The organism is Amycolatopsis sp. NPDC006131 (genome assembly GCF_040614175.1).
Classification (GTDB): Bacteria; Actinomycetota; Actinomycetes; order Mycobacteriales; family Pseudonocardiaceae; genus Amycolatopsis_E; species Amycolatopsis_E tucumanensis.
In genome coordinates this window covers 1-13538 of sequence record NZ_JBEXTX010000084.1, presented here as the reverse complement: position 1 = coordinate 13538, position 13538 = coordinate 1, and the positions used below count along the sequence as shown (strand labels likewise).

At 73.3% G+C, this 13538-nt stretch carries 15 protein-coding genes; 10 read left to right on the top strand and 5 right to left on the bottom strand.

Annotated features, from left to right (window positions below; all coding sequences use genetic code 11):
* Position 1: 1 nt before the first annotated feature.
* The 3 genes from ABZ215_RS31930 to ABZ215_RS31920 all read left to right on the top strand — a co-directional run bounded on the left by ABZ215_RS31930 (position 2) and on the right by ABZ215_RS31920 (position 1514).
* Positions 2-760 carry an enoyl-CoA hydratase/isomerase family protein gene (locus ABZ215_RS31930; protein WP_237338634.1) on the top strand — a complete coding sequence of 253 codons (759 nt, stop codon included), beginning with the start codon at positions 2-4 and terminating at the stop codon, positions 758-760.
* A 39-nt stretch (positions 761-799) separates the two neighbouring features.
* Positions 800-1180, top strand: a complete 381-nt coding sequence (locus tag ABZ215_RS31925; RefSeq protein WP_020420363.1) for a VOC family protein — start codon at positions 800-802, stop codon at positions 1178-1180.
* A 127-nt stretch (positions 1181-1307) separates the two neighbouring features.
* A complete protein-coding gene (locus ABZ215_RS31920) occupies positions 1308-1514 on the top strand; it encodes a hypothetical protein (protein ID WP_354953898.1) in 207 nt (68 codons plus the stop codon).
* A 16-nt stretch (positions 1515-1530) separates the two neighbouring features.
* Here ABZ215_RS31920 and ABZ215_RS31915 read toward each other — a convergent pair whose 3' ends face one another.
* The 4 genes from ABZ215_RS31915 to ABZ215_RS31900 form a co-directional block, all read right to left on the bottom strand.
* Positions 1531-1851, bottom strand: a complete 321-nt coding sequence (locus ABZ215_RS31915; protein ID WP_354953896.1) for an MmcQ/YjbR family DNA-binding protein — start codon at positions 1849-1851, stop codon at positions 1531-1533.
* A 154-nt stretch (positions 1852-2005) separates the two neighbouring features.
* On the bottom strand, positions 2006-4159 hold the full coding sequence (gene uvrB, locus ABZ215_RS31910) for an excinuclease ABC subunit UvrB (RefSeq protein WP_027936210.1): 2154 nt from the start codon (positions 4157-4159) through the stop codon (positions 2006-2008).
* 49 nt (positions 4160-4208) lie between these two features.
* Positions 4209-4463 carry a hypothetical protein gene (locus ABZ215_RS31905; RefSeq protein ID WP_020420360.1) on the bottom strand — a complete coding sequence of 85 codons (255 nt, stop codon included), beginning with the start codon at positions 4461-4463 and terminating at the stop codon, positions 4209-4211.
* Positions 4464-4681: 218 nt separating this feature from the next.
* A complete protein-coding gene (locus tag ABZ215_RS31900; RefSeq protein WP_354953894.1) occupies positions 4682-5935 on the bottom strand; it encodes a helix-turn-helix domain-containing protein in 1254 nt (417 codons plus the stop codon).
* A 59-nt stretch (positions 5936-5994) separates the two neighbouring features.
* Between ABZ215_RS31900 and ABZ215_RS31895 the strand changes: the two genes are divergently transcribed.
* The 6 genes from ABZ215_RS31895 (at position 5995) to ABZ215_RS31870 (ending at position 11661) form a co-directional block, all read left to right on the top strand.
* Positions 5995-6522 (top strand): DUF402 domain-containing protein, encoded by a 528-nt coding sequence (locus ABZ215_RS31895; protein ID WP_354953892.1) that lies wholly within the window; start codon positions 5995-5997, stop codon positions 6520-6522.
* A gap of 121 nt (positions 6523-6643) precedes the next feature.
* Entirely contained in the window at positions 6644-7561 is a 918-nt protein-coding gene (locus tag ABZ215_RS31890; RefSeq protein WP_020420357.1) for an ABC transporter ATP-binding protein, read from the top strand.
* Positions 7561-8298, top strand: coding sequence for an ABC transporter permease (locus ABZ215_RS31885; protein ID WP_354953890.1), 738 nt, complete (start codon positions 7561-7563; stop codon positions 8296-8298). Before ABZ215_RS31890 ends, ABZ215_RS31885 begins: the two co-directional genes overlap by 1 nt.
* Positions 8299-8378: 80 nt before the next feature.
* The gene (locus tag ABZ215_RS31880; protein WP_354953888.1) at positions 8379-9812 is read left to right on the top strand and encodes a glycosyltransferase family 39 protein; all 1434 of its coding nucleotides are present in this window, start codon (positions 8379-8381) and stop codon (positions 9810-9812) included.
* The gene (locus tag ABZ215_RS31875) at positions 9812-11038 is read left to right on the top strand and encodes a sensor histidine kinase (protein WP_354953886.1); all 1227 of its coding nucleotides are present in this window, start codon (positions 9812-9814) and stop codon (positions 11036-11038) included. The genes ABZ215_RS31880 and ABZ215_RS31875 overlap by 1 nt, the downstream gene beginning before the upstream one ends.
* On the top strand, positions 11035-11661 hold the full coding sequence (locus ABZ215_RS31870; RefSeq protein WP_237339315.1) for a response regulator transcription factor: 627 nt from the start codon (positions 11035-11037) through the stop codon (positions 11659-11661). Before ABZ215_RS31875 ends, ABZ215_RS31870 begins: the two co-directional genes overlap by 4 nt.
* Positions 11662-11663: 2 nt before the next feature.
* On the opposite strand, the gene ABZ215_RS31865 is transcribed toward ABZ215_RS31870, so the two are convergent.
* Complete coding sequence (locus tag ABZ215_RS31865; RefSeq protein ID WP_354953884.1) at positions 11664-12500, bottom strand: hypothetical protein; 837 nt, start codon at positions 12498-12500, stop codon at positions 11664-11666.
* A gap of 115 nt (positions 12501-12615) precedes the next feature.
* Here ABZ215_RS31865 and ABZ215_RS31860 point away from each other — a divergent pair, with 115 nt between their 5' ends.
* Positions 12616-13044 carry a pyridoxamine 5'-phosphate oxidase family protein gene (locus ABZ215_RS31860; RefSeq protein WP_354953882.1) on the top strand — a complete coding sequence of 143 codons (429 nt, stop codon included), beginning with the start codon at positions 12616-12618 and terminating at the stop codon, positions 13042-13044.
* The last annotated feature ends 494 nt before the right edge of the window (positions 13045-13538 follow it).

Below are 13538 nucleotides of genomic sequence, written 5' to 3'. Positions count from 1 at the left end.
GATGACGACGATCGAGGTGGACAAGGCCGGCGACGTGGCCGTGCTGAAACTGGCCCACGGCAAGGCGAACGCGATGGACACCGAGCTGTGCCGGGAGCTGGTGGCGCGGCTGGAGGAGGCCGAGCTCGGCGGCGCGAAGGGCGTGGTGCTGACCGGGCGGGACGGGATGTTCTCCGCCGGGGTGGACCTCAAGCGGGTCGCCGCGGGCGGGCCGGCCTACCTCCGGGAGTTCCTGCCCGCGCTGTCGGACGCGTTCCTGGCCGTGTTCGGGTTCCCCGGACCGGTCGTCGCGGCGGTGACGGGGCACGCGATCGCCGGCGGGGCGGTGCTGGCGGCGGCGTGCGACCGGCGGATCCTGAACGAGCGGCAGGGCCGGATCGGCGTCACCGAACTGCTCGTCGGGGTGCCGTTCCCGTTGGTGGCGCTTGAGATCCTGCGCTGCGCGTACGGGACGGAACGGCTGCCCGGGCTGACGTTCCTCGGCGAGACCTACGCGGGCGGCGAAGCGCTTTCCCGCGGGCTGGTGGACGAGCTGGCCGCGCCGGACGAGGTGCTGCCGAGGGCGATCGAGACGGCGAGGCGGCTGGCCGCGGTGCCGTCGGACGCGTTCCGGCACACGAAGGCGCAGATCCACCGGCCGTTCGACGAGCGGATCGGCGAGCAGCGCGCCGGGGACGACGCGCACGTCGAGCGGGTGTGGTCGGCGCCGTCCTCGCTGGCGGCGATCGAGGAGTACGTGCGGACCACGCTCGGCGGGTAGCATTCTCGGTTCCCCGCCCACCGCCTCTCGGAGGCCGCCATGCCGCGTCCGGTGCACTTCGAGATCCACGCGAGCGACCCGGAACGAGCCGTCACCTTCTACGCGACGGTCTTCGGGTGGACGTTCGAGCGGTGGGGCAGCAACCCGTACTGGCTGATCAGCACCGGCGACGGACCGGGCATCGACGGCGGGCTGGTGCCGCGGCAGGGCCCCGCGCCCGCCGAGGACGCGCCGGTGAACGCCTTCCCGCTGACCGTCGAGGTGGACGACCTCGACGCGGCCGTGCGGCGGGTCGAGCAGGCGGGCGGCCAGGTGGCGGTGCCGCGCAGCCCGATCCCGGGGATCGGGTGGCTCGCGTACTGCGTGGACACCGAGGGGAACATCTTCGGGATCCTGGAGCCGGCCCCGGAAGCCGAGTGATCGTGGGCGCTTGTCGGTGGTGCGTTCGGCGCGCGGTGCGGTGGGCGCGGATGGTGGCCGCACTCTCCGCCGACGGCCGCGCGAGGGGCCGGCGCCCGCGCCGGCGACGAGCGGCGCCCCAGCGCGGATGACGAGCGGCGGCGGGGTGGCGAGCGGCAGCACGAGCCGCAAGCAGCGGCACGAGCAGCGAGCAGCGGCGGTCGGGCGCGAGCGGCTGCGGCAGCACGAGAGCGAGCAGCAGCGGTCAGGCGCGAGCGGCTGCGGCAGCACGAGAGCGAGCAGCAGCGGTCAGGCGCGGATGGCGAGTTCCCGCGCGAGCCGAGGCGAGCAGTGACGTGCGTGCGGCTGGTTCAGGAGCGGGCGTAGTCGTAGGAGGCGGACAGCAGTTCGTGGAGTTCGGCGTCCGGGATGGGGTTGTCCAGGGTGATCGTGTTCCAGCCGTGGCGGGACTGGTAGCCCATGGGGCGCATGGCGTCCGGGTGGCGTACCCGCACGGAGGCGGCCTCCTCGGCGTTCACGCCGCACCGGAGGGCGATCGAGTTCTCCTCGAAGCCGATGTAGGCGAACGCCTTGCCCGTGACCTTCACGACGAGCACGTGCTCACCGAACGGATAGGTCTCCACGGCGCCCGGCTGACCCAGGCACCACGCGATCACCTCGTCGCGGGTCAACGGCCGCTCCCTCCATCCGGGTGGCTGGGCACCGGCATCCCGGCGCCCAGCCACTCCCCGCGGCCAGGCCGGCCACCGGCACTCCGGTGCCCGGCCACTCACGCCCCCATCCCGGCTGAGTCGCCGGCACCCCCGCGCCGACCACCGCGAAGGGTCACTTCACGCCGGCGGCGTCCATGCCCCGCAGTTCCTTCTTCAGCTCGGCGATCTCGTCGCGGAGGCGGGCCGCCAGCTCGAACTGCAGGTCGCGGGCGGCCTGCATCATCTGGTCGGTCATCTGCTGGATCAGGTCGGCCAGCTCGGCGCGCGGCATGCCGGCCACGTCGCGGTCCACCAGCACCCCGGAGCTGCGGCCGCCCTGCTCGGGCTTCTTGCCGCGCGAGGCGTTGCGACCGGAACCGCCGACCTGCACCGCCTGCTCGGAGTCCTCCGCCTCGCTGTAGACGCGGTCCAGGATGTCCGCGATCTTCTTCCGCAGCGGCTGCGGGTCGATGCCCCGCTCCTTGTTGTACGCCATCTGCTTCTCGCGGCGGCGGTTCGTCTCGTCGATCGCGTACCGCATCGAGTCGGTGATCTTGTCCGCGTACATGTGGACCTCGCCGGAGACGTTGCGCGCCGCGCGGCCGATCGTCTGGATCAGCGACGTGCCGCTGCGCAGGAAGCCCTCCTTGTCCGCGTCGAGGATCGCCACCAGCGACACCTCGGGCAGGTCGAGGCCCTCGCGCAGCAGGTTGATGCCGACCAGCACGTCGAAGTCACCCGACCGCAGCTGCCGCAGCAGCTCCACCCGCCGCAGCGTGTCCACCTCGGAGTGCAGGTACCGCACCCGGATGCCCATCTCCAGCAGGTAGTCGGTGAGGTCCTCGGCCATCTTCTTGGTCAGCGTGGTCACCAGGACCCGCTCGTCCCGCTCGGCGCGCACCCGGATCTCGTGCACCAGGTCGTCGATCTGGCCCTCGGTGGGCTTGACCACGACCTCCGGGTCGATCAGGCCGGTCGGGCGGATGACCTGCTCGACGAACTCGCCGCCGGTCTGGCCCAGCTCGTACGGCCCCGGCGTCGCCGACAGGTACACCGTCTGGCCGATCCGGTCGGTGAACTCCTCCCACGTCAGCGGCCGGTTGTCCAGCGCGCTGGGCAGCCGGAACCCGTGCTCCACCAGGGTCCGCTTGCGCGACGCGTCACCCTCGTACATGCCGCCGATCTGCGGCACCGTCACGTGCGACTCGTCGATGACCAGGAGGAAGTCCTCCGGGAAGTAGTCGATCAGCGTGGCCGGGGCCGACCCGGCCGGGCGGTCGTCGATGTGCCGCGAGTAGTTCTCGATGCCCGAGCAGAACCCGACCTGCCGCATCATCTCGATGTCGTAGCTGGTGCGCATGCGCAGCCGCTGCGCCTCCAGCAGCTTGCCCTGTTTCTCCAGGCGCTCCAGCTGCTCGGCCAGCTCCGCCTCGATGCCGCGGATCGCCTTCTCCATGCGCTCCGGCCCCGCCACGTAGTGGGTGGCCGGGAAGATCCGCACCTCGTCGACCTCGCGCACGATCTCGCCGGTGAGCGGGTGCAGGTAGTACAGCTTGTCGACCTCGTCGCCGAAGAACTCGACCCGCACGGCCAGCTCCTCGTACGCCGGGATGATCTCCACCGTGTCGCCGCGCACCCGGAACGTGCCGCGTGAGAACGCCAGGTCGTTGCGGGTGTACTGGACGTCGACCAGCGCGCGCAGGAACGTGTCGCGCTCGACCTCCATGCCGACCTCCAGCTTGGAGGACCGGTCGAGGTAGGACTGCGGCGTGCCGAGGCCGTAGATGCAGGACACCGAGGCGACCACGATGACGTCCCGCCGGGACAGCAGGTTCATCGTCGCCGAGTGGCGGAGCCGCTCGACGTCGTCGTTGATCGACGAGTCCTTCTCGATGTAGGTGTCGGTCTGCGGGACGTAGGCTTCCGGCTGGTAATAATCGTAGTAGCTGACGAAGTACTCGACCGCGTTGTGCGGGAACAGTTCGCGCAGCTCGTTGGCCAGCTGCGCGGCCAGGGTCTTGTTGGGCGCCATGACCAGCGTGGGCCGCTGCACCCGCTCGATCAGCCAGGCCGTGGTCGCCGACTTGCCGGTGCCGGTGGCGCCCAGCAGCACGACGTCCTTCTCGCCCCGCTCGAGCCGCTTGGCGAGCTCGTCGATGGCCGCCGGCTGGTCACCGGCGGGCTGGTACTCGCTGACGACCTCGAACCGGCCGCCCGCGCGCGGGATCTCGGAGACGGGCCGGAACTCGGACTGGGCGAGCACGGGGTGTTCGGTTGCGAAAGCCACGGGAACCAGGGTAGGCCGACCCACCGACAGTTTTCAGCGAGGCGGCGTTCTAGCAGGCCAGACGGCGGTCGCGGGCGGCGCGGGCCAGGCACGACTCGCACGGCATGCCGCAGATCCGCTCCAGCAGCTCGGCGCTCCCGCAGGCGATCGGCGCGCCGCAGCGGGCGATCAGGACCTCCGGGATGGGGCCGGTTTCGGGGATCGGGACGAGGTGGCAGACCCGGTCGCGCTCACCCGCGGCGCCCCGGCGCAGGCGCACGAGGGCCATCACTCCGGTCGGCTCGGCGTGGACGACGTTCCCCATGGGCGAAGCGTAAACCGGAATAATCGTGGAATCTTCGTGCCGTCGGCCCAATCCTGGGGGCCAGGACTGGTCCTGAAGGACGAAAGCGCTGGACCGCGGCCTGCCGCGGGGGTCGATGAAACACCCGAAAGAGACAAACCAGGCGTTCCGTTCCGGTGTGTCGTCCGGTGAGGTCGGTTCCGCGGGTTCCGAAGCGCGGGCCGGCGGCGGCAGCTTTGTTACGGCGTCGCCAGCACGGCCGCGCCGAGCCGGTGGCACAGCCGCAGCGCGAGTTCGACGTCCAGGCGGTTCTCCGACACCGGGCGGCCCAGCATCTCCTCCGCCTTGCGCACCCGGTACTGCACCGAGTTCTTGTGCATCGTCAGCTGGGTGGCCGCCGCGGTGTAGCTGCCGCCCGCGGCCAGGAAGACCCGCAGCGTCTCGCGCAGCCGGGCGTGCTGCTCGTCGTCGGTGGCGAGGTCCCGCAGCGTGTCGGCGACCCAGCCGCGCGCGGCCGCCATGTCGCCCGCCATCAGGGCCATCGCCCCGACCTCGCGGAACGTCAGGACCCGGTCGCAGTGCTCGCCCGCGGCGAAGGCCAGGTTGTACACCCGCTGCGCCTGCCGGTGGCTGCGCCGGAACCCGTCCAGCCCCTCCCCCGGGTCGCCGAGCGCGAGCCGGATGCCCGGATCGGCCTTATCCAGCACCTTCCGGACGCGCTCCTCGTCCGGCATCGCGGGCCGCTCCAGCGGGACCCACACCCACGCGCAGACCTCGTCGTTCGGCACGAACAGCGGCGCGCCCGCGCTGGGCAGGCCCGCGGCGAGCTCGGCCGCGACCGACTCCAGCCCGCCGAGCACGTGCCCGGCGCCCGGGACCGGGTCCTGCCACACGATCATCGCCAGGTGGGTGCCGCGCAGCCGGTAGCCGAGGCTGGTCTCGCTGGTGTCGGTGGCCCCGCCCTCCAGCAGGGTGCGCACCCTCGCGGCCCGGACCGCGCTGCGGTTGACCAGCCAGCGGTCGCGTTCCTCCTGGTAGGCCGACACCACCTGCTGCGTGACGCGGTCGATGAACGCGAACGCGCCGGTCAGCGCGTGCCCCATCATGGCGCCCAGCAGCTCCGGATCGGACTCGAACCTGACCGCCTCGCGCAGGGAATAATCGAGCAGCGCGGTCTGGCCGAGGTAGTAGGCGCGGATCAGGTCCACCACCGGGGTGCCGCGCTGGGCGAGACGGCGCGCGTACTCCATCGCGGCGGCCGGCGCCTCCACCCGGCGCGGGTCGATGCCGTGCTGGAAGATCCGCAGCGCGGTGTCCACGTTCTGGTAGACGCTCGCCGACAGCAGGCTCACGACGCTCTCGTCGTCGTTGACCAGGTTCGGCAGCTCGCGCGCGTACAACTGCACCAGATCGCCGGTGAGCTCGGTGGCCCGCTCCGCGAGCACGGCGGCCACCCGCGCCACTCCTTCGACCGCGTCTGCCTCGTCCGCCACGTGATCACCCTACCGTCGCGACAGTTCCCAAACTTATGTGAACCAGCAGAATGGGAGGCATGACCGCGCACGCCGGGACGATCCACCCCCCGAAGATCGAGACCTTCGACGTCGCGAACCGGACCAACACCGATCCCAAGGGCATCGCCCGCGCCGTCGAGGAGTACCGGGTCGAGCCGTTCGGGCTCTACCTCGCCCGGCCCACCCCCGGCCGCGCCCAGTTCCACTACCTCGAATCCTGGTTGCTGCCCGCGCTCGGCCTGCGGCTGACCGACTTCTGGTTCCGCCCCGGCCACGAACGCGACCAGGACTTCTACCTCGACGTCGTCTCGGTCGAGCGCGACGACGCGACCTGGCGCACCACCGACTGGTACCTGGACCTCGTGGTGCGCGAGGGCGAGCGGGTCGACGTGGTCGACATCGACGAGCTGCTCGCCGCGGCCGGCGCCGGGCTGCTCACCGCGGGCGAGGCGCGGCGCGCGCTGGAGATCGCCTACGACGCCGTCGACGGCCTCGCCGCGCACGGCTACCGCGTGGACCGCTGGCTGGCCACCCACAGCATCGAGCTGACCTGGCGCCGCCGCTGAGCATCCACCGATCGGTGGATGGCCGGTCACCGGGCGGCTGAGCGAAGTCCCGCCGCGGAGTCGATCCGGCGCCCGCCCCCTCCCCCGCATGCTGGTCGGGCGGAGGAAAGGGGGCGGCACGATGCCGGTCATCGAGGTGCGGAACCTCAGGAAGCACTACGGCGGGAAGCCCGCCGTGGAGGACGTGTCCTTCACGGTCGAACGGGGCGAGATCTTCGGGATTCTCGGGCCCAACGGCGCGGGCAAGACCACGACCGTCGAGTGCCTGGAAGGACTTCGGCGCCCGGACGGCGGCCGGGCGACGGTGCTCGGGCTCGACCCGTGGCGCGACACCGCGGAACTGCGCCAGCGGCTGGGCGTCCAGCTGCAGGAGAGCCGGCTGCCGGACAAGCTCCGGGTCGGCGAGGCGCTGGAGTTGTACGCGTCGTTCTACCGGAACCCGGCCGATCCGGACGCCCTGCTCGAACAGCTGGGGTTGTCCGGGCGGCGCGGCACGGCCTACCGGAAGCTGTCCGGCGGCCAGCAGCAGCGCGTGTCCATCGCGCTCGCGCTGATCGGCAACCCGGAGGTCGCGGTGCTCGACGAGCTCACCACCGGACTGGACCCGCAGGCCCGCCGGGACACCTGGGAGGTCATCGAGGGCATCCGCGACCGCGGGGTGACCATCCTGCTGGTCACCCACTTCATGGCGGAAGCCGAACGGCTCTGCGACCGGATCGCGGTGATCGACGCCGGCCGCGTGGTCGCCGTCGACACGCCGGCCGGGCTCGTCGCGCGCGTCGCCGACGAGCAGGTGATCCGGTTCCGCCCGTCGGAGCCGGTGCCCGACGAGCTGTTCACCGGCCTGCCCGAGGTGCGGACCGTGACGCGGCGCGGCGAGCAGGTCGAGGTCAGCGGCGTCGGCAACGTGCTGCACGCCGTCACGTCCGTCCTCGCGCGGCGCGGGATCGTCGCCGGCGAGCTGCGGGTGGCACAGGCCGGGCTGGACGACGCGTTCGTCGCGCTCACCGGCCGCCGGATCGGACAGGGGGACCGCTGATGCTCACCAGGCTCACCGCCGTCGAGGCGAAACTGTTCCTGCGCGACCCGGGGGCGCCGATCACGGTGCTCGGCGTCCCGATCGCGCTGCTGCTGGTGTTCGGGCTGCTGCCGGACGCGAACCGGCCGAGCGAGGAGTTCGGCGGCCAGCCGCCGCTGTCCGGGTTCATCGCGCCGCTCGCGGTGGCGATCCTGATCGGGATGCTGGCGCTGACACTGTTCCCCGGCGCGATGGCGACCCACCGGGAACGCGGGGTGCTGCGGCGGCTCGCGGCGAGCCCGGTGCCGCCGTCCCGCCTGCTCACCGCGCAACTGCTGGTCAACCTGGCCGCCGCGCTCGTGGTCGTGCTGCTGATCGTCGTCGGCGGGCACGTCGTGCTCGGCCTGGCGCTGCCCGCCAACCCGGGCGGCTTCCTGCTCACGCTCGTCCTGGGCACCACCGCGCTGTTCGCCGCGGGACTGCTGGTCGCCGCGCTCGCGCCGACCGGCCGGACCGCGGGCGGGGCCGGGACCGCGGTGTTCTTCCCGATGCTCGCGCTCGGCGGGGTGTGGGTGCCGAAGGAGAACCTGCCGGGGGTGCTGCGGGAGCTGGCCGACGTGCTGCCGCTCGGCGCGATGCTCAACGCGCTGCGCGCGTGCTGGACCGGCGGCTCGCCGGAGCCGCTGCAGCTGGCGGCGATGATCGTGTTCGCCCTGGTCTGCGGTGGTCTGGCCGTCCGCTTCTTCCGGTGGGAGTGAAGAAGTTGACTTTCGTGGGCAACCGAACGGCCCCGGGCGGCGTCAGAGTTGCGAAGCTCGCTCGCGTTCCCGTGCTCGCCATGGCGGGGGCCGTCGGGCTGCTGTTGCTCGTCACGAGCGGCCGCTACGGCTACTTCGGCGACGAGCTGTATTTCCTGGCGGCTGGTCGGCATCTGGCTTGGGGGTATGCCGACCAGCCGCCGGCACTCCCCCTGCTCGCGCACCTGGTGGACGCGCTGGCGCCCGGGTCGCTGGTGGTGTTCCGGCTGCCCGCGACGCTGGCGACCGCCGCCGGGGTGGTCGTCGCCGCGCTGATCGCCAGGGAGCTCGGCGGCGGGCGGCACGCGCAGGTGCTCACCGCCGGGACCTTCGCGATCAGCGGGCAGCTCCTCGGCACCGGCCACTACCTGGCGACCTCCACGTTCGACCCGCTGCTGTGGACGGTGCTGTGCTGGCTGCTGGTGCGCTGGGTGCGCACCAGCGCGGACGGGCTGCTGGTGTGGGCGGGAGTGGTGACCGCGGTGGCGGTCAACGTGAAGTTCCTGGTCCTGGCGTTCTGGCTGGTCGCCGGGATCTGCGTGCTGGTGTTCGGGCCGCGCGGGCTGCTGCGGCGGCCGCTGCTGTGGGCAGGCGCGCTGATCGCCGCGGCCGGCGCGGCGCCGACGGTGGTCTGGCAGGCCGCGCACGGCTGGCCGCAGCTGGAGATGAACGCCGCGATCAGCGCGGAGGTCGAGCAGGTCTACGGCGGGCCCCTGATGTTCCTGCCCGGGATGCTGGCCGGAGCCGGGATCGTCGTGGGCGCGGTCCTGCTGGTGTACGGGGTGTGGCGGCTGCTGCGGTCGCCGGAGCTGCGCGCGTACCGGTTCCTCGGGGCGGCCACGGCCGGGCTCACCGCGGTGTTCCTGGCGACCGGTGGGCGGTCCTACTACGTGGCCGGGATGTTCGCGGTGTGCTGGGCGGCCGCCGCGGTGAGCCTGGAAGCCGGGGCGGCCGCGCGGTGGTGGCGCTGGGTCGCGACCTGGCCGGTGTACGCGGTCAGCGCGCTGATCGCGGTGCCGTTCGCGCTGCCCGTGGTCCCGATGTCCTGGGTGGGCAGGGCGCCCGCGCCGGGGTTCGCCACCGCGGAGATCGGCTGGCCCGACGTCGCGGCGTCGGTGGCGCGCGCCTACCGGCAGGTGCCCGACCCCGCCCGCACCGCGATCGTCACCGGCTTCTACTGGCACGCCGCCGCGCTGGACCGCTTCGGCCGTCCGCTCGGGCTGCCCGAGCCCTACAGCGGCAGCCGCGGCTACTGGGACCTGGGCACGCCGCCGGAGGGCGCGCGGGACGTGCTGTTCGTCGGCGACGACCCGGCGGTGCTGACCGGGCACTTCGCCGCGATCACACCGGCCGGGCGGATCGACGACGGTGCGGGCTTCGGCCAGGGCACAGCGCTGTGGCTGGCCACCGGCCGCGCCGGACCGTGGTCCGCGGTGTGGCCGCGGATGCGGGATCTGGGTGTGGGGACCGGATAATGCCCGGTGTGAACCGCCGCTCCTGGACACAGTCCCTCGACTTCGCCGAGGGCCCCGGCGGGCCGCTGTCGGAGACGTGGAGCCGGCTGGTCGACCACTACCTGCCGTACCTGCTGCTGGGACTGGCGACCCTGCTCGTCCACCGCGCCGACACCCTGCCGCTGGTCGGGGCGGCGCTGGCGTGGTTGCTGCTGACCGGCCCCGCGATGCCCCGGCGGTGGCGGTCGCACGGGATCACCCTGGCGGTCTCGTTCGCCGGGACGCTGACGCTGGCGTCCCTGCTGATGTTCCGGGACGTGCTGTTCCTGGTCTTCATGCTCACCTGCTTCTTCGGCGCGCTGCGGCTCAAGCCCGCGCCGCTGGGCGTGCTGGCGCTGGCCACGACCTCCCTGCTGATCAACACGATCGGCGCGGGCGGGCCGGGCAAGGCGCTGAGCACCGAGCCGGTGCTGTGGGTGACCATCGTGACCGTGCAGACCGGGGCGATCTGCTTCGGCACCATCATTTCGCGCAAGGTCAGCGAGCAGAACGAGGCGCGGCGCGCGGCGCTGGAACAACTGGAGGCGGCGCAGGCGGAGAACGCGGGCCTGCACCGGCAGCTGCTCGCCCAGGCTCGCGAGGCCGGGGTGATGGAGGAGCGGCAACGGCTCAGCCTGGAGATCCACGACACCCTCGCGCAGGGCTTCACCGGGATCATCACCCAGCTCGAGGCCGCCGAACAGGACCCCGGCGAGTGGCGGCGGCGGGTGGCCACGGCCACCGCGCTGGCGCGGGAGAACCTCGCCGAAGCGCGGCGGTCGGTGCACGCGCTGCGGCCCGGCCCGCTCGACGAGGCGCGGCTGCCGGACGCGCTGAAGGCGGTGGCGGAGCGGTGGGCGCAGCGGTCGGAGGTGGCGATCGAGTTCACCGCGACCGGCACCGCCCGCCCGATGCACCCGGAGATCGAGGCCACGCTGCTGCGCGTCGCACAGGAGGCACTGTCCAATGTGGCCAAGCACGCCGGCGCGCGGCGCGTCGGCCTCACGTTGTCCTACATGGAGGATCAGGTGACGCTCGACGTGCGGGACGACGGGTCCGGGTTCGACCCGGCGCGGCGCGGCGACGGGTTCGGGCTGCCCGGGATGCTGCAGCGGGTGCAGCGGCTCGCGGGGACACTCGCGGTGGAGTCGGAACCCGGCGCCGGCACGGCCATCTCGGCCAGCCTGCCCGCGATCGGAGCCGCATGATCACGCTGGTGCTCGCCGACGACCACCCGGTGGTGCGGGACGGGCTGCGCGGGATCTTCACCGCCGAGCACGGGTTCGAGGTGCTCGGCGAGGCCGCGGACGGCGCGGAGGCGGTGGCGCTCGCCGAACGCGTACGGCCCGACGTCGTGCTGATGGACCTGCGGATGCCGGGCACCGACGGGGTGCACGCGATCGGCGAGCTGGCGCGCCGCGGCAACCCGGCCCGCGTGCTCGTGCTGACCACCTACGACACCGACTCGGACGTGCTGCCCGCGATCGAAGCCGGCGCGACGGGCTACCTGCTCAAGGACGCGCCGCGGGAGGAGCTGTTCCGGGCGGTGCGGGCGGCGGCGCGGGGCGAGGCGGTGCTCTCCCCCGCCGTGGCGACCCGGCTGATGGGGCAGGTGCGCGCGCCCGCCCGGGAGGAGCTGAGCCAGCGCGAGATCGAGGTGCTGACGCTCGTCGCGCGCGGCGGCACGAACAAGGACGCGGCCGCGAAGCTGTTCATCAGCGAGGCGACGGTGAAGACGCACCTGCTGCACGCCTACGCCAAGCTGGGCGTGAAGGACCGGGCCGCCGCGGTGGCGCTCGCGCTGCGCCGGGGGCTCATCGAGCTGGATTAGGTTCAGACGGCCGCGCGGTGGACGACGATGTCGCCGAGCCGGGTGCGGGCGTGCAGGCTGACCTGGTCGTCGAAGCCGGCCGAGTTCTCCCGCGCGGGCAGGGAGTTGCGCACGGTTCCCTTGGTGCTGCGGGCGTCCACCGAGACGGCGGTGCGGTCGCCGATGCCGACCTCGATGCCCCCGGAGGCGTTCACCAGCTCCGCGACGCCGCGGGCCAGCCGCCCGATCCGGATCGGGCAGTCGCCCGCCTTGGCGACGACGCCGCCGTCGGCCCGGTCGATGTGGAAGCTCCCCTTGGCGCTGCCGAGGTCGACGTCGGACTTCGCGTGGCCGATCCAGACCGTGCCGGTCGAGCCCTGGTACCGGACGGCGCCCCCGGCCTCGCCGATCCGCAGCGCGGCGGCGCCGCCGTCGACGTCGGCCGGGCCTGCGATCCGGGTGATGGCGACCGAACCGGCGGCGAGGTTCCCGCGCAGCGCGGCGATGTGGTCGAGCTGGACGTGGCCCGAGCCCAGGTTCAGTTCGCAGTCGCCGAACCGGCCGTCGGCGCGCACGTCGGTCCACGTGCTGTGCAGGACCAGGCGGGACCCGGCGGGCAGCTCGATCGTGACGACGACCGAACCGTCCCGGTGGCCCGGCTTCCTGGTCTTGACCGACAGGTGGCCGTCGGCGAAGGAGACCTCGGTGCGCTGGGCGACTTTCACGTGGGACTGGTTCGCGTGGTCGACGGGCTCGACCCGCACGACGGTGTCCGGGCGCTCGCTCGCGGCGATGCGGACCCGGGCGCCCGCGGTCATCAGGCCGGCGGTGATGGGCTCGGGGGTGGCGAAAGTGATCATCGGAGGGGCTCCTTCGTCGGGGGGCGTGTGATCACCTTCGCCGCCGCGGCTGACACCGGGCTGTCACGACCCTGACACCCCGTTTTTGTCATACCCCCCGCCTAGCCTCGGGCGCATGGCGTTGTCAGTGGAAGAACGCGAACGGTTCCTGGCCGAGCCGCACGTGGGCGCGCTGTCGGTCGTGGAGGCGCCCGACCGCGCGCCGTTGACGGTCCCGGTCTGGTACCGGTACACGCCGGGCGGTGAGCTGTGGGTCCGCACGCCGCCCGGTTCGCGGAAGGCGCGGGCGATCGAGGCCGCGGGGCGGTTCAGCCTGATGGTGCAGCGGACCGAGCCGACGGTGCGGTACGTGTCGGTGGCCGGCCCGGTGACGGCGATCGAGGCGGACACCCCGGAACGGGCGCGGGAGATGGCGGGACAGTACCTGCCGGCGGGCCAGGTGGAGGAGTTCGTGGCCTACGAACGGACGCGGCTGGGCGAGCACGTGGTGATCAGGATGCGGCCGGAGCGGTGGTTCTCGGCGGATCTGGGGTCTGCCGGGTAGGGGTGGTGTTGGGGCCGGTGGTGGTGCGGGGGGCCGGGTGCCGTGGGCGAGGCTGGCCCCGCGAGGCGAGCCGGGCCGAGGGCGGAGGAAGCCGGGCCGCCGTTGGGGCGGCGCGGGACGGGCCGGGGGGGCCGGGGGCGAGGCGGGGCCCCGCCAGGCGAGCCAGCCCGAGGGCAGAGGAAGCCGGGCCGCCGTTGGGGCGGCGCGGGACGGGCCGGGGGCGAGGCGGGCCACCGCTGCGGCGGCGCGGGGGCAAGCCAGCCGCGGAATACCGGCGGCCAGACAGGCCACCGCTGCGGCGGCGCGGGGGCAAGCCAGCCGCGGAGTGCCGGAGGCCAGGCGGGCCGCCTTGAGGCGAGGCGGGCCGAGCCGGGGAGAGCCGGGCCGCCGTTGCGGCGGTGCCGGGGGCGAGCCGACCGTCACGGCTTCCGGGACTCGCCTATCCCACGCGCAGTTCGTCGCCGCCGACGGTCACGACGTCGCCACGCTGCAGC